Source organism: Pseudomonas anguilliseptica (assembly GCF_021375795.1).
Lineage (GTDB): Bacteria > Pseudomonadota > Gammaproteobacteria > Pseudomonadales > Pseudomonadaceae > Aquipseudomonas > Aquipseudomonas anguilliseptica_A.
The window spans coordinates 1,440,737-1,459,024 of sequence record NZ_JAEIOI010000001.1; the positions used below are offsets into that span (position 1 = coordinate 1,440,737).

Genomic DNA, 18,288 nt, shown 5'->3' on the forward strand with positions numbered 1-18,288 from the left:
GTTTATACCGGGCTTGAACGGCCCGTCATCTCACGGGCCATTTCAGTAGCGTAGCTGTCAGTCATGCCGGCGATAAAGTCGATCACCCGCATGAAGGAGCGATACAGCGGCCAACCGGGTTCTGGTGCGTAGTAGCTGAGCAGGTCGAGAATGCGCCGGTGCTTGAACGACAGCGCACGCCCGCTGTGTTGCTCCAGTGCCGCACCGCAGAAGGCATTGAGGAGAATCTCCAGCGTGGTATAGGCGCCGATCTCATGCAGCGTTTTGCGCTTGTCGTGGAAAATCTTCTCACGTGCCAGGGACTTCGCGCTCTGTACGCAGTGCTTGGCCGCGCCGTGCATGTGCTCGACCAGATCGCCCTGCAAGGTGCCGGCGAGCAGTGCATTCTGCTGTTCAACAAAGGCATGGGCGGCGGCATTGGTCAGGTGCTCGATGGCCTTGCCGCGCAGAATCGCTAGCTTGCGTCGGCGTGAGTCTTTCGGGCCGAGCTGGCGATAGGTTTCCGGCAGGTCATCGCCCACCAGGTCGAGTAGCAATGCCTCCACTTCGGTGTAGTCGAGCAGTTCCATCTCCACGCCGTCTTCCAGGTCGATCAGGCCGTAGCAGATGTCGTCTGCGGCCTCCATCAGGTAGACCAGCGGGTGGCGTGCCCAGCGTTGTTCTTCCAACTGCGGCAGGCCGAGTTTGGCGGCGATCTGTTCGATCAATGGCAGCTCGCTCTGGTAGCAGCCGAACTTGTGCTTCTTGTAGCCCAGGGCGTCGGCGTGGCGTGCGGTCCAGGGGTACTTGAGGTAGGTGCCGAGGGTGGCGTAGGTCAGCCGTGTGCCGCCGTCGAACTGGTGGTACTCCAGCTGGGTGAGCACGCGAAAGCCCTGGGCATTGCCTTCGAAATTGAGAAAGTCGCCGCGTTCGGCGTCGCTCATTGCATCTAGCCAGCCGCGCCCGGCGGCTTGTTGGAACCAGTGGCGAATGGCGTCTTCGCCGGAGTGGCCGAACGGCGGGTTGCCGATATCGTGGGCCAGGCAGGCGGATTGTACGACCATGCCCAGGTCGCTCGGTGTGCACCAGCTTGGCAACTCGTCACGCAGCATCTCGCCGACACGCATGGCCAGCGAGCGGCCGACGCAGCTGACTTCCAGCGAGTGGGTCAGGCGCGTGTGGATATGGTCGTTGCTCGACACAGGGTGTACCTGGGTCTTACGCCCCAGGCGGCGGAAGGCGCCGGAGAAGATGATGCGGTCATGGTCTTTGTGAAACGGCGTACGCCCCAGTTCGGCGACGCTGTGTGTTGGTTTACCGAGTCGTTCACGGTTGAGCAGGGTTTGCCAATCCAAGGGTTGTCCTCGCCGTTATCTGGCTTTTGCCAGCTAGCTTCGGGGTTCTAGGCTGATGATGCAAGGCGAGGTGTTGCTAAAACCCGGCGGCGTCGATATCGATCAGCAGCAGGCGTTTGCCGTTGTCGATAAATTGCCCGGCGGTCAGGCAGTACTGGTTGGTGGTGGCATCGCGATAAGTGCTGGAGAGAATCAGCCGTCGTTCTTCCCAGCCTTCGGCCAGTAGCTGATAGAAGTAGGGGCGCCATGACCAGTTGTGGCCGATGTAGCGGCTGTCGCTGTGCCAGGTATGGTCGTGCCATTCCAGGTTGGCGGTCAGTTGGGTGCCGTGACGGTCGCACTGGAAGATCCGCAGCAGCCAGGGGGTGGCATGTGGCTGCGGCAACTGGTCGGCCTGCGCGCCGGCTTCGATCCAGGCCTTGAAGCTGTTCATCAGTTCGCCGAGTTGCTGGCGCAGGGTCATCAGGCGGGCGCGTTCGGCAAGCTTCTGCTGCACATAGCGGTCGCGCAATTGGGCAAAGCGTTTGACGAAGGCATTGCTGTTGAAAAAGGCCTGCTCGGGTTTGGCAAACAGGTAGCCCTGCAGGTAACGCGCGCCGCACTCCAGGGCGAAATCCAGTTCGGCTTCGGTTTCCACACCTTCGGCAATGATCCAGCAGCCGGTCTTTTCCGCCATCTGCGCCAGGGCCTTGACCACCTCGCTGCTGGGGCCGCCACGGGCGGCCTGCTGGAACAGGCGCATGTCCAGTTTGAGGATGTCCGGTTGCAGGGCCAGCACCCGGTCGAGTTGCGAATAGCCGGCGCCGAAGTCGTCGATGGCAATCCGTGCGCCTGCCTGTCGATAGCGCTCCACCACGCCGGGCAGGCGGGCGCTGGCCCCCCCCAGTTCGGTGATTTCAAAGACGATGCGCGCTGGGTCGATGCCGCTGTGTTGGAGCTGCTTGAGACTGGGCAGGGGCTGCTCGGGACGCAGGCGGCTGATCCAGCGGGGGGAAATGTTCAGGCTGAGGAACCAGTCCTCGGGCGCTCGATGAAAGCCTGCCAATGCGTGTTCGCGCACTTGCCGGTCAAGGCGGCGCAGGGCTGCTGGCGGCGTTTTGGGGTCACTGAACAGCGGGCCTGCCGAATGCAGTTGTCCATCATCGCTGCGTAAACGCGCCAGCGCTTCGACGCCGGCAATACGACCGGTGGCGGTGTCGATAAAGGGTTGGAAAACAGCAAGCGGTTGACCATTGAACACTGCACGGTTCCTTAGGCAGGCAAATGCCCCGGTGGGCGGCTAAGCCAAGTCACTAAGCAAGATCGTGGCCAGATTAATCCCCTGCTTCAGTATCTTTATGTGGGGCTGCTGTAGCGTCCGGCTGACGTGGCGGATGGCGCCGTAACAGCGGGAAAGCGATCAGTGCAATGCGCAGCCAGCGGCGCCAATGACCCTTGCGAATACCCAGGGTGGCCAGTAACAGGGCGCCGCCAGCGACCCAAAGTGGTGCGTTGCTGCCATGCAGTTCGGTGCGCCAGTGTTTGCGCAACTGCTGTGCCTGGCGCAGTGGTTGCAGCATCACCAGGGCTTCGTGGCGCAGCTCCTGACGGTGCATTTCCAGGCGCATGCGCAGCAGGGTTTTGCGCAGCTCACGGCGCGAGGCGTTGGCCGGTAGTTCGGGCAGATTCATGGCAGCAGTTGCTCACGGTCACGGGCCAGTTCTTCCAGGCTGGCGCTGAAGGGCGCTGGGGCATTGCGTACGCGCAGCAAGAGCGTGATCAGTGAACTGAGCATGGCCAGTGCATAGAACACGCAGAGCGCACTGATGACCAGCAGGCGGTGGCTGTCCCAGAAGGCAATCAGCAGCGCGGCGGACAAGCCGATCAGCAACAACAAGCCGAACAGCAGGCTCAGGCTGGTCAGTACCAGCAGGCTCAGTGTATGGCTCTGCTGCTCTTTGAGTTCTTCCGCGAACAGCGCGATATGGCCTTGTAGCAGGCCCAGCAAGGCACCGGCGAAGCGCCGTGGCGAACTGCCACGGCTCGGTGGGTTAGGGGGTGTTGCATCCATTGCGTTTCTCTTTAGCGCCGGGAAATCAGCATGCCCAGCAACAGGCCGATGGCGGCAGCAATGCCGAGGGTTTGCCACGGGTGAGTCTGCACATAGCCTTCGGTGGCTTCAATAGCCGCCTTGCCTCGTTCGTGCAGGGCTGCTTCAGCGTTGTGCAGGGTGCCACGGGCGCGGCCGAGACTGCTGCGTATCTGCTCGCGCAGCTCCTCGGCCTGATCACCGGCCAGGCTGGCGGAGTGCTGCAGCAGGCGTTCGGTGTCGCTGACCAGCGCCTGGAATTCTTCGAGCAGTTGGTCCTTGCTGGCGGGAGTCGTGGTTTTACGGGCCATGGTGTTTCTCCTTCGGAAGGCAACAGTGTAGGGGTTCGAGTGCCCCCAGGGAGCAGTGGTTCCTTTTTTCTGCCGATTGCCATGCTGCCAGCGCGGCAAGGGCTGGTACAGCGCTTGCATTGTGCTGGTGCGCGCCCTTGATGATGCGCTCCGTTATGGGGCTGCTGGAAGTCTGGCCAGGAAGCTGTGGTGCAGCAATAACTCATTAATAACTATGGATTAAGTACTTCGATAACAGGTTTGAACGGCACCGTCTTGGTGCTGTGAGGGGCTGGGGTCGGTTAAGCGGGATACGGTAATTGCTGCCATATGGTGCGTAATTTCCGCAGCGTGATCCGCTTTGGTGCTTTTTCCCGCGACGGAGTTTTCTTCGCAGATGGATAACATCAACAGTGCTGTGGAAACCCTGATTCACGGCTCCAATACCCTGTTTATTCTGCTTGGCGCGGTCATGGTGCTGGCCATGCACGCCGGTTTTGCCTTCCTCGAAGTGGGCACCGTACGGCAGAAAAACCAGGTCAACGCCTTGTCAAAAATCATCTCCGACTTTGCCGTGTCGGCCCTGGCCTATTTCTTTGTCGGCTACTGGATCGCCTACGGCGTGACCTTCCTTGAACCAGCCAATGTGCTGACCGAAGGCAATGGTTATGCCTTGGTGAAGTTCTTCTTCCTGCTGACCTTTGCTGCGGCCATTCCAGCGATCATTTCCGGTGGTATCGCCGAGCGTGCCAAGTTCGGCCCGCAGCTGTGTGCCACGGTGCTGATCGTGGCCTTCATCTACCCCTTCTTCGAGGGCATGATCTGGAACGGTAACTACGGTGTGCAGGCCTGGCTGGAGGCGCAGTTCGGTGCCACCTTCCATGACTTTGCTGGTTCCGTGGTGGTGCACGCGATGGGTGGCTGGCTGGCCTTCGGCGCCGTGATTCTGCTGGGGCGTCGGGATGGGCGTTACCGTGACGACCGTCTGGTGGCTTTTGCACCGTCGAATATTCCGTTTCTGGCGCTGGGGTCGTGGATCCTGATCATCGGCTGGTTCGGCTTCAACGTGATGAGTGCCCAGACCCTGGGCAGCGTCAGTGGTCTGGTGGCGGTCAACACCCTGATGGCGATGGTCGGCGGTACAGTAGCGGCCTTGCTTGTCGGTCGTAATGACCCAGGCTTTCTGCACAACGGCCCGCTGGCTGGCCTGGTGGCGGTGTGCGCCGGTTCCGATCTGATGCACCCGGTTGGCGCGCTGATTACCGGTGCGATTGCCGGTGCGCTGTTCGTCTGGGCGTTCACTGCAACCCAGGTGAAATGGAAGATCGACGACGTGCTGGGTGTATGGCCGTTGCACGGTCTGTGCGGTGTGTGGGGCGGGATTGCCTGCGGCATCTTCGGCCAGGAAATGCTCGGCGGTCTGGGCGGTGTCAGCCTGGCCAGCCAGTTTATCGGCACTGCGCTCGGCGTGGTGGTGGCCTTGATTGGCGGCGTGCTGGTGTACGGTGTGCTGAAAGCGACCGTCGGCATCCGCCTGAGCCAGGAGCAGGAGTACTACGGTGCTGACCTCTCGGTGCACAAGATTGGCGCCATCAGCCAGGATTGATCAATAAGCATCAAGCAAAAGGCCCGGAGCGTATCCGGGCCTTTTTTATTGCTACCGCTTAAACCGTGAGGCTTAGAACAGCGGCAGGGTGTAGCTGACGATCAGGCGGTTTTCGTCGATGTCGTTGGCGAAGTTCGAACGCACTGTTGCATTACGCCAGCGCACGCCCAGGTTTTTCAGAGCACCTTCCTGGAACACGTACATCAGCTCGGTGTTGCGCTCCCACTCTTTGCCCTCGGAGCGGTTGGCGCCCAGTTCGACGTTGTCACCGGTCAGGTAACGGGTCATAAACGTCAGGCCCGGAATACCGACGCTGGCGAAGTTGAAGTCATAACGCGCCTGCCAGGACTTTTCATCCTTGTTGGCAAAATCGCTGATTTGTACGTAGTTGAGCAGGAACGGATCGGTGCCGTTGATATAGGCAAAACCGGTGTCACCGCTCATCTTCTGGTAACCCAAGCCGAAGCTATGACCTTCAATGCCGTAGGTGACCATCGCGCCAAGCGCTTTGTTATCAATATTGCTGCGGCTTTCATCGGTTGAGCGGGCATAGCGCAGGTCGGTTTTCAGGGTTTGTTTGTCGCCCAGTGGCAGAACATGCACCAGGTTGAAGGAGTTCTGCTTGTACATGTCCTCCAGCCTGGAGTGGTAGTAACCCGCGGTGAGATCCGGGGTGAGTTTGTAGCTGCCGCCGAAGAAGCTGAACGAGTCAGTGGTAGCGCCGCCGGTAACAGCAATGCCGCGAGTACCAATAGCACCGGTTCGACTGTTGATACTTGTCGTTAGAGCGATGTCTTCATAGTCATTGGAGTTGCGGTTGTTCACTTCACGGACATGGCCCATGTCCAGGGTCAGGCCGTCTATTTCCTGGGACAGCAAATGGCCGCCTTGGAATATCTGTGGCAGCAGGCGGGCGTCGCTGGAGGCAATGGCCTGGTTCTTGAACTGCATACCGCCGACACGCAGGGTGCTTTTGGAAATTTTGGCTTTGGCTGCGACAGCCAGGCCGGAATAGTTGTCCTGCGAGCCACCGGACGAACGATCCGGAACCAGCAGGCCGCTGCCAGCAGTGCCGTCACCGGAATCCAGCTTGAAGCCGAACATACCGATGGCGTCTAGACCAAAGCCTACGGTGCCTTCGGTGTAGCCCGAATCTGCGCGCAGGATAAAGCCCTGCGCCCACTCTTCTTGCTTGTGTTGGGCCGCGCCAGTCTGGCGGAAATCACGGTTGAAGTAGAAGTTACGTGCTTCGACAGTGGCTTTGCTGTCCTTGATAAATTCGGCTTGTGCCAGCGACGGCAGGGTGAGGCAGGTGCCCAGTGTGGCGAAGGCCACAGCACGGGCGAGGGGAGATTGAGTCATTATTGTTAGCTCCTCGTGTGTGCGGGTCGGCTTGTGGCCGATCTGTTACAGCGAGGCGCAATAAAACATGGGGTGACAGCCTGTGGCCCTTAGACTTTGGTCTGCCCACCCGCTAATAGCTCAGCACGAGCAGCGCAGGCGCATCTAAGCAAACGCTCTAGCAGGCGAGCTGTGCCGTTGATCGGTTAGCTTGGTGCGGGCGCTAAAGTTTCCCCTTGGATGGCCGTCAACCAGTCAGATACACCGCCCAGGTACTTTGCCATGAACCCGCTGGCCTCACTTCTATCCTCCCCATCCCGTTCAGCTGCGGCTACTGCCCAGCCGACCGTCCGCAATCCGGCTGCCGATGCACAGGCCACCTTGGCCAATCGTCTGGCTGAGCGCCTTGGCCTTGAGCCCGGCGCCCTGGCGGGTAAAGCCAATGACTACACCCCGGAGAAGGTCGCCGGACGGATTCTGGGCTTTATCGAGCAGCGCCTGCAGAGTGAGCAAGCGGCGGGCGCGGACCCGAGCAAGCTGCAAGGCTTGCTGGAGCAGGCGCGCAGTGGTGTGGAAAAGGGCTTTGCCGAAGCCCGCAAGATTCTAGACGGCATGGGTGTGCTGCAAGGCAAAGTGGCGAGCGATATCGATGACACTTACCAGAAAATCCAGGACGGCTTCAGTGCTCTGGATAAACGCTTCAACCCGAGCAGCCCAGCTGGTACCGGTAATGTCGCCGTAGCGGCCTACAGCGAGCGCTTCGCCGCCAAGGCGGAAACCTTCGAGATGCAAGTGACCACCCGTGATGGTGATCGCCTGCGCATCTTCATTGCCCAGGCTTCGGCCAACTGGTCGCAGAGTGCAGTGGCCGCCAGCAGTGACGGCAAGACCAGCTCGCTGGTAGCCAGCAGTCAGTCCGGCAGTCTGCAGATCGGTGCCTGGCAGGTCAGTGTTGAAGGTGAACTGGATGATGAGGAGCGTGGTGCGCTAGAGAAACTCTTCAGTCAGGTGCAGGACCTCTCCAACAAGTTCTATGCCGGCGATCTGTCCGGTGCCTTCGACCGCGCCATGGCCCTGGAAATGGATGGCGAACAACTGGCGTCGATGTCTCTACGCCTGACCCAGACCACCGTACGCCAGGCCACCGATGCCTACAGCGCTGTTGCCCAAGATGGCGGTCAGGCGGCCAGTGCGGTGAACAGCTCGCTGATCGACTATGCCCAAGGCCTGCTTGATGCTTTGCGTAGCGCCAATCAGGTGGCCGAAGAGGGCAGCGCCAAGGGCAACCTGCTGGATCTGCTCAAGGGCGGCTTCTCGCTGGATGAGCGTTTCGACAGTGCGCGCCTGGATAAGGCCGAGCAGCTCAATAACCGTTTGCTCGATGGCCTGCAAAGCCTGCTCAACCCCGCGCTAGACAGCAGTAAGTCAGCAGACGTGTAAGCCAGGGGCAATGCTAAACTGCACCTTCAGTCGTCAGTGGAGGTGCGCAGATGCTCCCGGAATGTCAGTTATTCGGTACGCTCGGCTGCCACCTGTGTGAGGTGGCAGAAGCGTTGCTGATGCCCTTTGTCGAGCACGGCCTGCTGGTTGAGCTGATCGATATCGCCGAACAGGAACACTGGGTTGAAGACTACGGCCTGCGCATCCCGGTGTTGCGCCGTGTCGACACCGGCGCTGAGTTGAACTGGCCGTTCGAGGCTGAACATATCGTCGAATTCTTGCGTGATACCCATGCCTGACGCGTGGGCGGGGATGCTACTTTTACAGGGAACATACGCATGAGCATGGTGCTGGGTGACGCCTTGTCACTGCTGCTGTTTCGTCTGCACAGCGGCCGCCTGTTGGGCATCAACCTGCTGAAAGTGCAGGAAATCATTCCTTGTCCGACGCTAACCAAACTGCCTAGCCGGCATCCCCATGTACGCGGTGTGGCTACCTTGCGCGGCTCTGCATTGACGGTCATTGACCTAGGCAAGGCGATTGGCGAGCAGGGCGTACCCGGCAACCACGACGGTTGCCTGATTGTTACCGAACTCAGCCGCTCGCGTCAGGGCCTGCATGTGCAGAGCGTCGAGCGTATTGTGCAGTGCTACACCCGTGACGTTCGCCCGCCACCGGCCGGTTCTGGTCGCACGGCCTTTATCACTGGGGTGACACAGATCGACGGCAAGATCGTGCAGATTCTCGATATCGAGAAAGTGCTGCACGAGTTGGCTCCAGCACTGGTTGAAGACATCGACGAACAATTGCTCTCCGATCGCGAGCGCGCATTGCTCAGCGGGCGTCGGGTACTGGTGGTGGATGATTCCCAGGTTGCGTTGCAACAGACCATGATTACCCTGCGCAAACTTGAGCTGGACTGCCAGATGGTGCGCAGTGCGGCGGCTGCGCTGGAGTTGTTGCAGGCACAATATGCGGCGGGCCAACCAATCGAGGTTCTGGTGTCGGATATCGAGATGCCAGAAATGGATGGCTACGACCTGGTTCGCACGTTGCGCAAAAAGCCCGATATCGGTGATATCTATGTGCTTTTGCACACCTCGCTCGACAGCACCATGAACACCGAAAAAGCCAATGCGGTGGGCGCGAACGACGTGCTGACCAAGTTCTCCACTGTCGACCTCAGCAAAGCCTTGGTGTGTGCATTCGAAAGCTTGCAGTAGGCTTTTCTTTTGCCCACAAAAAAGCCCGCTATCAAGCGGGCTTTTTTGTGGGATCTGGTCGGAGAGACAGGATTCGAACCTGCGACCTTCTCGTCCCGAACGAGACGCGCTACCAAGCTGCGCTACACTCCGAATGGGTCGAGATTGTACTGAAAAAGTTTTACTGCACAAGGGGTTAGCTTTTAATTTTTTCTATCGCCCAAGCGCTGCAGATGCGTTGGCTGAACCCCGGCGGCGGAGCAAAAGCTGCCATGTACCGCCAGGGATATCGACTTACAACTCCTTGAGGGTACGCACCTGATCCTTGTTGACCTTGGCGCGTTTGCCATCGAGTTGTTCGAATTCGTAGAAGCCCGAATCCTCATCGAAATGTGGCTCGTCGATGGTCTGGATTTCGCGGCCATCATTGAGGGTGATCACCGTTGGCGATGCGCAGCCTGTCAGCGCGACCAGGCCCAAGGTAAGCAGCAATGCCGGAATAATCCGCTGAGTCATGGGGTTCTCCTTGATTGATAGGGTATTTACCCAGCGTGTGACGAATTTTTGTCAGCCAAGTTCCCTGAAGGCAGCTGCTGCGCCGCTGCGAGCAGCTCTGGGGTGTTCAGATTGGCCAGGCGCGGATCACCGGGTGGGCAGTTGATGGTCAGCGGTGCCAGGCCGCGCAACCAGCGTTGGGGGCTGCGTTCTCCGGCCTGCCAGGCGCGCTCCAGATCAGCCTGCAGGGTACAGGGGATGATGCTGAACAGCGGCTCGAGAAATTCGCCCTGACGGAGCACCACCGCGCGTTCGCCGGCCTGGCTCAGCAGGGCCTGTAGCAGCGCGTTGTCTAGCTGCGGCGCATCGCACGGCAGGATCAACAGGTTGGCATGCCGGGCCACACGCAGACCAGCGCGAATGCCTGCCAGTGGGCCTTGATAGTCCGCTGCCTCATCACTGACCAGACGATCAGCAAAGGGTGCATAGCGCTCGGCGTTACGGTTGCAGGAGATGATCAGATCGTCGGTCAAGGGGCGTACCCGCTCATGCAGCCAGGCAATCAGCGGGCGGCCCTGCCAGTCAAGCAGGCCCTTGTCGGCACCGCCCATGCGTTGGCCACGACCACCGGCCAGCAGCAACACGGAGCAGTCGGGCAGGGCATCGGGAACGGGCATGGCGAAGCCTCCAGCGGCGGGCCTGTGATATAACGGCGGGCATTATCGCCCATAACTGGAAGCCTGCCATGAACCACAAGGCCGAGGCACATTTCGTGCCCTTGAATATCGCGGTGTTGACCGTCAGCGACACCCGCAGCCTGGAAACTGACACCTCCGGCCAACTGTTTGTCGACCGCCTGCAGGCCGCCGGCCATCAGCTCGCCGCCCGGGTTTTGCTCAAAGACGATCTGTACAAGATTCGCGCCCAGGTCGCCACCTGGATTGCCGAGGATCAGGTGCAGGTGGTGCTGATTACCGGCGGTACCGGCTTCACCGGCCGCGACAGCACTCCGGAAGCGGTGAGCTGTTTGCTGGATAAACAGGTCGATGGTTTTGGTGAGCTGTTCCGGCAGATTTCTGTGCCTGATATCGGCACCTCCACCATTCAGTCCCGCGCTCTGGCAGGCCTGGCCAATGGCACCCTGGTCTGCTGCCTGCCGGGCTCGACCAACGCCTGCCGCACCGCCTGGGATGGCATTCTCGGTGAGCAGCTGGACAACCGCCACCGCCCGTGCAATTTCGTTCCGCACCTCAAGTCGGTGGCCGCCTGCGAGAGCCGTGGATGAGCTGCTGTGACAAGCCGGGATTGATGCCCGTTGAGGCAGCGCTGGCGCGGTTGCTGGCGCAGGCCGAGGCCAGCGCGATTGTTGAATGCGAGCGGGTCAAGCTGAGCGATGCCGCAGGCCGGGTATTGGCCGAGCCATTGCTGGCCGAGTTAGATCTGCCGCCCTGGGACAACAGCGCCATGGACGGGTACGCCCTGCGCTTGGCCGATTGGAATGGCGAGCCGCTGGTCGTCAGCCAACGCATTCAGGCCGGCAGTGCGCCGCAGCCGTTGCAGCCCGGCACCTGTGCGCGGATTTTCACCGGCGCGCCGCTGCCAGCCGGCGCTGATACTGTGGAAATGCAGGAAAACGCCGTGCTCGGCGAGGATGGTCGCGTTGCCTTTAGCGAGCCGCTCAAGCGCGGGCAGAACGTGCGCGCCCGGGGGCAGGAAACCCGTGTTGGCGATAGCGTTCTACCCGCCGGCACGCGTCTAGGTCCGATTGAGCTGGGTTTGGCGGCGTCCTTGGGTTGCGCTGAATTGAATGTGCGCCGCCGACCTCGGGTGGCGGTGCTGTCCACGGGGGATGAGCTGGTCGAACCGGGCCAGCCGCTCGGGCCCGGGCAGATCTACAACAGCAATCGCCGCGTGCTGATCGCTTGGCTACAGCGTCTTGGCTGCGAGGTGGTGGATGGCGGCATTCTGCTCGATGACCTGGAGCAGACCCGCGCAGCGCTAGCTGCGTTGAGTGATGTTGACCTGATTCTTTCCACCGGCGGTGTGTCGGTGGGCGAGGCGGATTTCCTTGGCATGGCCCTGCGCGAAGAGGGCGATCTGGCGCTGTGGAAGTTGGCAATTAAACCGGGAAAACCGCTGACCTGCGGGCAGTTTCGCGGCGTACCGGTGATCGGCCTGCCGGGTAATCCGGCTTCGACCCTGGTGACTTTCGGCCTGCTCGCGCGGCCTTATCTGCTGCGCCGTTTAGGTGTGCAGCGGGTCGAGCCCTTGGGCTTTTCGATGCCGGCGGGCTTCACCTGGAGCAAACCGGGCAATCGCCGCGAATACCTGCGTGCGCGTATCGAAAATGGCCGGGTGGTGCCTTACCCGAACCAGAGCTCCGGGGTGCTGCGCAGCGCGGCTTGGGCTGAGGGTTTTGCTGAAGTGTTGGAAAACACCACGCTGGCCGAGGGCGATAGCCTGCGGTTTATTCCCCTAAGCGAAGTTCTCGGGTAGGTCAGCCTAGCGGTGGATGGCGCTTCACCCATCCACCAAGGTTGTCAGCTACTGCGCCTGCTCTCGCGAAATTCGCCTGGGGTCTGCCCGGTCCAGGTCTTGAAGCTGCGGTGGAATGAACGGGATTCGGTAAAGCCCAGGTAGCTGGCGATATCCTGAATCGCCAAGTCGCTGCGCAGCAGGTAGTGCTCGGCCAACTCCTGGCGCAATTCATCGAGAATCTGCTGGTAGCTGGTGCCGGCCAGTTGCAGGTGACGCTGCAGGGTGCGCACCGTCATGTTGAATTTCTCCGCCACCCGCTCCTTGCGCGGCAAACCATCCTTGAGCAGCAGGCGCAGGGCGTTCTTTACCCGTTGTGGCAGCGGCTCGTTGTCGTCCAGTCCGGCCATCAGGGTCAGGGCGTGTTCTTCCAGGGTGCGCAGCAGGTTGGCATCGGCCTGACGCAGCGGCACCGCGAGGTATTCCAGCGGTACGATCAGCGCATTGCAGCTTTGTTCGAAGCGGATCGGGCAGCCGAAAATCGTCTGGTACTCGGCAATATCGACGCCTTCAGGCAGGGCGTGTTCGAACCACACCTCCCGCGGCGAACTGTCGGAGTCGGAGATCCAGCGCGCATACAGCAACCACGAAGCCAGTACGTTTTCCACCATGTGCCGGCGGATCGGCTCAGCCTGATGGCGACAGGTCCAGATCAGGCGAACGTGATCTGCGCCGGCCTCGACCCGGCTGACACCCATATCCCCCACCAGCTTCTCGTAAGGCACGATGCGGCTCATGGCCTCACCGAGGGTGGCGCAGTTCATGGTGATATAGCCCAGCACGCTCCACGAACCCGGCTGTACAAAGCGCGCGCAGTGCAGGCCAAACAGCGGGTCATCGGACACCGCCAGCAAGTGGCCGAGCAGGCGTTCATGGGTTTCACTGGGCATGCGCTTGCTGTTGTCGGTCAGCTCCTCGGCCTTGATGCCGGCTGCCGCCAAGGCCTGGTCGATATCCAGACCCAGCTGTTCGGCATGGCGCAGGTACTTGAGCAGGGCAGGGACAGAGGTGTAGCCGAGGTTTTCCATGGATTGTTCTTATTCTGAATGTCTTGATTGGCGATAAGGCCTGGCTCGATTCGACAGTGACGCCTGGACGCGGCTCGCTAGTATAGGCAGCCATCGAGGGTGACTGAAATATCCGGGAGAAGCAGATGCGACGTTGGAACGGCTGGGGTGATGACGCAACAGTGGTGGAGCTGCCGGCCCATGGCGAGGCTTTTCTGGCTGAGCTGGTTGGCTCTGGCCAGGTGCTGGCCGATGCCAGCCTGGAGCAGGTGCTGGCGCAGGTGCCGGCCTCGCGTCTGCAGGCTCATCCGCTGATCTGTCTGAATGCCGAAGACCGTGTGCGTCACGCCCGTGGCCAGAGCCTGCCGGACTGGCTGGCGATGCGCTCGGGCGATTTTGGCGTATTCCCTGATGGTGTGGCCTACCCGGAAAGTGCCGCGCAGATACGCGAGCTGCTGGCCTGGGCCAGCCAGCAGGATCTGATCGTGATTCCATACGGCGGCGGCACCTCGGTGGCTGGCCATATCAACCCGCAGGCCAGCAACAAACCGGTGCTGACCCTGTCGCTGGCGCGCATGAGCAAACTGATCGAAATCGACCACGACAGCCTGATTGCCACCTTCGGCCCGGGTGCCAATGGCCCGCAGGTGGAAAGCCAGTTGCGTGCGCAGGGCTACACCCTCGGCCATTTCCCGCAGTCCTGGGAGCTGTCGACTCTCGGTGGTTGGGTCGCCAGCCGTTCCAGTGGCCAGCAGTCGCTGCGCTACGGCCGCATCGAGCAGCTGTTTGCTGGCGGCAAGGTCGAGACCTTTGCCGGCACCCTGGAAATTCCGACCTTTCCGGCCTCGGCCGCAGGCCCGGACCTGCGCGAAGTGCTGATGGGCTCGGAAGGGCGCTTCGGCATCATTTCCGAGGTCAAGGTGCGCATCACCCGCCTGGCCGAGCAGGAAAATTTCTATGCAGTGTTCCTGCCCAACTGGCAGCAGGCACTGAGCGCCATTCGCAGCCTGGCCCAGGCGCGCGTACCGTTGTCGATGCTGCGCCTGTCAAACGCCATCGAAACCAAAACCCAACTGGCCCTGGCCGGTCATCCACAGCAGATCGCCTGGCTGGAGAAATACCTGGCCCTGCGCGGCGCGCGTGACGGCAAGTGCATGCTGACCTTTGGCGTCACCGGCAGCCGCACGCAGAACGCCGCGTCGCTGAAGCAGGCGAAGAAGCTGCTGAAAAGCTTTGGCGGGGTGTTTACCGGCACCTTGCTGGGTAAAAAGTGGGCAGAAAACCGCTTCCGTTTCCCCTACCTGCGCCATGGCCTGTGGGCCGCGGGTTATGCGGTGGACACCCTGGAAACCGCCACCGACTGGAGCAATGTCGACAGCTTGCTGAACAAGGTCGAGAGCAGCCTGCGCAACGGCCTGAGCGAGGAGGGCGAGCAGGTGCATGTGTTTACCCACCTGTCCCACGTCTACAACGAAGGCTCGAGCATCTACACCACCTACGTGTTCCGTCCGGGTGCGAACTACGCCGAGGCCATGGCGCGCTGGCAGAAGCTCAAACATGCCGCCAGCCTGACCATCGCCGAGAACCGCGGCACCATCAGCCACCAACATGGTGTTGGTCGTGATCACGCGCCTTACCTGCCGGTGGAGAAGGGCGAACTGGGCATGGCCACGCTCAAGGCGCTTGCCGGGCATTTCGACCCTGAGCAGCGCCTGGCACCAGGCGTGCTGATTCAGGATTGATGATGAGCAACTGGAACGCCGCCTGGCGCGAACAGGCGCTGCCCGAACTGGCCGCACGCGATTGGGATCTGATCGTCGTCGGCGGTGGCATCAGCGGTGCCGGGATTCTGCGTGAAGCGGCGCGGCGCGGCTGGAAATGCCTGTTGCTGGAGCAGCGCGACTTTGCCTGGGGTACGTCCAGCCGTTCCTCGAAGATGGTGCATGGCGGATTGCGCTATATCGCCAAGGGCCAGTTTGGCCTGACTCGTGATTCGGTGCGCGAGCGCCAGCGTCTGCTGCAGGAGGCGCCGGGCTTGGTCGATCCCTTGAGTTTTATCATAGCCCACTACCAGGGCGGCTTTCCCGGCCCTCGGGTTTTCGGTGGGCTGCTGGCGGTGTACGACGCCCTGGCCGGCAAGCGCAATCATCTGTACTACCCGCTGCAGCAACTGCGATATCTGGCGCCGGGTATCAAAGAAGATGGCCTGCTCGGCGGCACACGGTTTTTCGATGCGGTAACCGACGACGCACGGCTGGTGCAGCGTGTACTGGGCGAGGCGCGCACCGACGGGGGCGAAGCGCTTAACGGCATGCGCGTGGTCGAGTTGCTGCGTGAAAACGGGCAGGTCACTGGCCTGCTTGCCGAAGACAGTGAAAGCGGCTTGCGTTATGGCTTCAAAACCCGCGCCGTGGCGCAGGCCACGGGGGCCTGGGCCGATCAGCTGCGGCAGAAGACTGGTCTGGAACATATCCGCCCGCTGCGTGGCAGCCACCTGCTGCTGCCGGCCTGGCGCTTGCCGGTGGCGCATGCGTTCAGCTTTATGCATGCGGCGGACAAGCGCCCGGTGTTTGTCTTCCCCTGGGAAGGCGCGACGGTAATTGGCACCACCGATCTCGATCACCCGGCACCGCTAGCCGAGGAGGCGCGGATCAGCTCGGATGAGGTTACGTATTTACTGGATGCCTGCGCTCAGCAGTTTCCTGCGGCGCAGATCAAGGCAGTGGATGTGCTGTCGACCTGGGCTGGCGTGCGTCCGGTGGTCAGCGATGGCGCACCGGGGCGCAAACCTTCGGATGAGAAACGCGAGCATGCGCTGTGGATCGAGCCCGGCTGCGTGACCCTGGCCGGCGGCAAGCTGACCACCTTCCGCCTGCTGGCGCTGGAAGTGTTGCAGGCCTGCGCACCGATGGTCGGGCGCAGTGTGGATGATCAGGGCGCGGCGACCTTTGCCGCCGTGGCGCGTCAGCCGATGTCGCAGTTAAGCCCGGCTCAGCAGAAACGCCTGATTGGTCGTTACGGCCGGGCGCTGCCGCAGGTGCTGGCGTTGGTCGATGAACTGGGTGTCGAGCAGGTGGCCGGCACGGACACGCTGTGGGCCGAGCTGGCCTGGGCGGCCGAGCAGGAGCTGGTGCTGCACCTGGATGACCTGCTGCTGCGCCGCACACGTTTGGGCCTGCTGCTGGCGTGCGGCGCGGCGGCCGAACTGCCGCTTATCCGTGCGCTGTGTCAGGCCCGCCTGGGGTGGGATGACGCGCGCTGGCAAGAGGAAGAACAGGCGTATCTGCAACTCTGGCAGCGTTGCTACAGCCTGCCGGTGGAACATGGATCACGAGGAAGGACGGCGTCTTGAGCGAGAAAAGTTATCTGCTGGCCATCGACAATGGCACCCAGAGCATTCGGGCGCTGTTGTTCGATCTTCAGGGCAATCTGCTCGCCAAGGGTAAGGTGGAGCTTGAGGCCTATTACTCCAAGCAGCCCGGCTGGGCCGAGCAGGACCCGGAATACTACTGGGCCAGCCTCGGCGAGGCCTGTGCGCAGCTGTGGCAGCAGGTGGATATCGACCGCAGTCGAATCAAGGGCGTATCGCTGACTACCCAGCGCGGCAGCCTGATCAATGTCGACGCGCAAGGCCAACCACTGCGTCCTGCCATGCTCTGGCTCGATCAGCGTCAGGCCGAGGTGCGTGGGCCGATCAAGGGCCCCTGGGGCTGGCTGTTCAAGATCGCCGGGGTGCAGGCCACGGTGGATCATTTTCGCGCCCAGGCCGAGGTCAACTGGATCGCGCAAAACCAGCCGGACATCTGGGCCAAGACCCACAAGGTGCTGTTGCTCTCAGGCTTTCTCACCCATCGGCTGTGCGACCAGTTTGTCGACTCGTTGACCAGTTGCGTGGCTTACCTGCCATTCGACTACAAACGCCTGCAGTGGGCCAAACCCGGCGACTGGAAATGGCAGGCCATGCCGGTGCGCCGCGAGCAGTTGTCGGAATTACGCAAGCCGGGCGAGATGCTTGGTCATATCACGGCGGCGGCCAGCCGGCATACCGGGATTCCCGAAGGCTTGCCGCTGATTGCTGCTGGTGCTGACAAGGCCTGTGAGGTGCTTGGTGCAGGCGGCGTGGAGCCGACAACGGCCTGTCTGTCCTATGGCACCACGGCGACCATCAACACCACACGCAGCAAGTACCTGGAAACCATCCCGCTGATCCCGCCATACCCGTCGGCGATTCCTGATCACTTCAACACCGAGGTGATGATCTATCGCGGTTTCTGGATGGTCAGTTGGTTCAAAAAAGAATTTGGTCTGCGCGAAATGCAGCGGGCCAAGGAGCTGGGCGTCGAGCCTGAGGCGCTGTTTGATGAGCTGGTCAACAGCGTACCGGCTGGCTCCATGGGCCTGATGCTGCAGCCGTACTGGTCTCCGGGCATTCGTGAACCAGGGTTGGAGGCCAAGGGTTCGATCATCGGCTTTGGCGACGTGCACACCCGCGCGCACATCTACCGGGCGATTCTGGAAGGGCTGGCCTATGCCCTGCGTCAGGGCAAGGAAAAGATCGAGAAGCGCTCGGGCACGCGCATCACCCGCCTGCGCGTCTCCGGCGGCGGCTCGCAGAGCGATGCGGCCATGCAGCTGACCGCCGATATTTTCGGCCTGCCGGCCGAGCGTCCGCATCTGTATGAAACCAGTGGTCTGGGGGCGGCGATCAACTGCGCGGTGGGCTTGGGTTTACATCCGGATTACCCGACTGCGATCAAAGCCATGACCCGCGTAGGTGACGTATTCACGCCCAATCCTGAGGCGCAGCGCACCTATCAGCAGCTGTACACCCAGGTTTATCAGCGCATGTATAAGCAGCTTAAACCGCTGTATCAGACCATTCGCAAAATTACCGGCTATCCAGCGTAAAAAGCTGCTGCGCGTCGGCCCTGCTGCGTTAAAAACAGGCTCGGAATGCTCATGTACAAAAG

18 protein-coding genes and 1 tRNA gene are annotated in these 18,288 nt (G+C 61.4%); 9 read left to right on the plus strand and 10 right to left on the minus strand.

The features are described 5' to 3' along the window. Nucleotides 1-2: 2 nt before the first annotated feature. The 5 genes from IOD17_RS06640 to IOD17_RS06660 all read right to left on the minus strand — a co-directional run bounded on the left by IOD17_RS06640 (nucleotide 3) and on the right by IOD17_RS06660 (nucleotide 3,713). The gene (locus IOD17_RS06640) at nucleotides 3-1,334 is read right to left on the minus strand and encodes a deoxyguanosinetriphosphate triphosphohydrolase (protein WP_233684275.1); all 1,332 of its coding nucleotides are present in this window, start codon (nucleotides 1,332-1,334) and stop codon (nucleotides 3-5) included. A gap of 76 nt (nucleotides 1,335-1,410) precedes the next feature. After that, nucleotides 1,411-2,574 carry an EAL domain-containing protein gene (locus tag IOD17_RS06645; RefSeq protein ID WP_233684276.1) on the minus strand — a complete coding sequence of 388 codons (1,164 nt, stop codon included), beginning with the start codon at nucleotides 2,572-2,574 and terminating at the stop codon, nucleotides 1,411-1,413. A gap of 73 nt (nucleotides 2,575-2,647) precedes the next feature. Further along, nucleotides 2,648-3,004, minus strand: coding sequence for a hypothetical protein (locus IOD17_RS06650; RefSeq protein ID WP_233684277.1), 357 nt, complete (start codon nucleotides 3,002-3,004; stop codon nucleotides 2,648-2,650). Continuing rightward, nucleotides 3,001-3,384 (minus strand): phage holin family protein, encoded by a 384-nt coding sequence (locus tag IOD17_RS06655; protein ID WP_233684278.1) that lies wholly within the window; start codon nucleotides 3,382-3,384, stop codon nucleotides 3,001-3,003. The genes IOD17_RS06650 and IOD17_RS06655 overlap by 4 nt, the downstream gene beginning before the upstream one ends. An 11-nt stretch (nucleotides 3,385-3,395) precedes the next feature. Then, complete coding sequence (locus IOD17_RS06660) at nucleotides 3,396-3,713, minus strand: DUF883 family protein (RefSeq protein ID WP_233684279.1); 318 nt, start codon at nucleotides 3,711-3,713, stop codon at nucleotides 3,396-3,398. 376 nt (nucleotides 3,714-4,089) lie between these two features. Between IOD17_RS06660 and IOD17_RS06665 the strand changes: the two genes are divergently transcribed. Further along, entirely contained in the window at nucleotides 4,090-5,298 is a 1,209-nt protein-coding gene (locus IOD17_RS06665) for an ammonium transporter (protein WP_233684280.1), read from the plus strand. Between the two features lie 72 nt (nucleotides 5,299-5,370). On the opposite strand, the gene IOD17_RS06670 is transcribed toward IOD17_RS06665, so the two are convergent. Then, nucleotides 5,371-6,660 carry an OprD family porin gene (locus IOD17_RS06670; protein WP_233684281.1) on the minus strand — a complete coding sequence of 430 codons (1,290 nt, stop codon included), beginning with the start codon at nucleotides 6,658-6,660 and terminating at the stop codon, nucleotides 5,371-5,373. Nucleotides 6,661-6,921: 261 nt separating this feature from the next. On the opposite strand from IOD17_RS06670, the gene IOD17_RS06675 reads away from it, so the two are divergent. From IOD17_RS06675 to IOD17_RS06685, 3 genes are read left to right on the plus strand one after another with little or no spacing between them, the layout of a single operon-like run. Then, a complete protein-coding gene (locus IOD17_RS06675) occupies nucleotides 6,922-8,079 on the plus strand; it encodes a DUF5610 domain-containing protein (RefSeq protein ID WP_233684282.1) in 1,158 nt (385 codons plus the stop codon). 50 nt (nucleotides 8,080-8,129) lie between these two features. Next, nucleotides 8,130-8,378 (plus strand): glutaredoxin family protein, encoded by a 249-nt coding sequence (locus tag IOD17_RS06680; protein WP_233684283.1) that lies wholly within the window; start codon nucleotides 8,130-8,132, stop codon nucleotides 8,376-8,378. Between the two features lie 39 nt (nucleotides 8,379-8,417). Beyond that, nucleotides 8,418-9,302: a chemotaxis protein CheV gene (locus tag IOD17_RS06685; protein WP_233684284.1), complete on the plus strand. Its 885-nt coding sequence runs from the start codon at nucleotides 8,418-8,420 to the stop codon at nucleotides 9,300-9,302. Nucleotides 9,303-9,357: 55 nt separating this feature from the next. Here IOD17_RS06685 and IOD17_RS06690 read toward each other — a convergent pair. The 3 genes from IOD17_RS06690 to mobA all read right to left on the minus strand — a co-directional run bounded on the left by IOD17_RS06690 (nucleotide 9,358) and on the right by mobA (nucleotide 10,453). Further along, nucleotides 9,358-9,434, minus strand: a tRNA-Pro gene (locus IOD17_RS06690). Between the two features lie 141 nt (nucleotides 9,435-9,575). Beyond that, the gene (locus IOD17_RS06695; RefSeq protein WP_233684285.1) at nucleotides 9,576-9,797 is read right to left on the minus strand and encodes a YgdI/YgdR family lipoprotein; all 222 of its coding nucleotides are present in this window, start codon (nucleotides 9,795-9,797) and stop codon (nucleotides 9,576-9,578) included. 26 nt (nucleotides 9,798-9,823) lie between these two features. Then, nucleotides 9,824-10,453: a molybdenum cofactor guanylyltransferase MobA gene (gene mobA / locus IOD17_RS06700; protein WP_233684286.1), complete on the minus strand. Its 630-nt coding sequence runs from the start codon at nucleotides 10,451-10,453 to the stop codon at nucleotides 9,824-9,826. A gap of 68 nt (nucleotides 10,454-10,521) precedes the next feature. Between mobA and moaB the strand changes: the two genes are divergently transcribed. Both moaB and glp read left to right on the plus strand, forming a co-directional pair. Then, on the plus strand, nucleotides 10,522-11,061 hold the full coding sequence (gene moaB, locus IOD17_RS06705) for a molybdenum cofactor biosynthesis protein B (RefSeq protein ID WP_090248092.1): 540 nt from the start codon (nucleotides 10,522-10,524) through the stop codon (nucleotides 11,059-11,061). Beyond that, nucleotides 11,058-12,272, plus strand: a complete 1,215-nt coding sequence (glp, locus tag IOD17_RS06710) for a gephyrin-like molybdotransferase Glp (RefSeq protein ID WP_233684287.1) — start codon at nucleotides 11,058-11,060, stop codon at nucleotides 12,270-12,272. The genes moaB and glp overlap by 4 nt, the downstream gene beginning before the upstream one ends. Before the next feature lie 44 nt (nucleotides 12,273-12,316). On the opposite strand, the gene IOD17_RS06715 is transcribed toward glp, so the two are convergent. Further along, a complete protein-coding gene (locus IOD17_RS06715) occupies nucleotides 12,317-13,339 on the minus strand; it encodes an AraC family transcriptional regulator (RefSeq protein ID WP_233684288.1) in 1,023 nt (340 codons plus the stop codon). Nucleotides 13,340-13,464: 125 nt separating this feature from the next. Between IOD17_RS06715 and IOD17_RS06720 the strand changes: the two genes are divergently transcribed. Genes IOD17_RS06720 through IOD17_RS06730 form a run of 3 tightly spaced genes read left to right on the plus strand, consistent with a single transcriptional unit; the run spans nucleotide 13,465 to nucleotide 18,226 of the window. Beyond that, entirely contained in the window at nucleotides 13,465-15,060 is a 1,596-nt protein-coding gene (locus tag IOD17_RS06720) for an FAD-binding oxidoreductase (RefSeq protein WP_233684289.1), read from the plus strand. Further along, nucleotides 15,060-16,670, plus strand: a complete 1,611-nt coding sequence (locus IOD17_RS06725; RefSeq protein WP_418904250.1) for an FAD-dependent oxidoreductase — start codon at nucleotides 15,060-15,062, stop codon at nucleotides 16,668-16,670. The genes IOD17_RS06720 and IOD17_RS06725 overlap by 1 nt, the downstream gene beginning before the upstream one ends. After that, nucleotides 16,667-18,226: an FGGY-family carbohydrate kinase gene (locus IOD17_RS06730; protein ID WP_233684291.1), complete on the plus strand. Its 1,560-nt coding sequence runs from the start codon at nucleotides 16,667-16,669 to the stop codon at nucleotides 18,224-18,226. Before IOD17_RS06725 ends, IOD17_RS06730 begins: the two co-directional genes overlap by 4 nt. The last annotated feature ends 62 nt before the right edge of the window (nucleotides 18,227-18,288 follow it).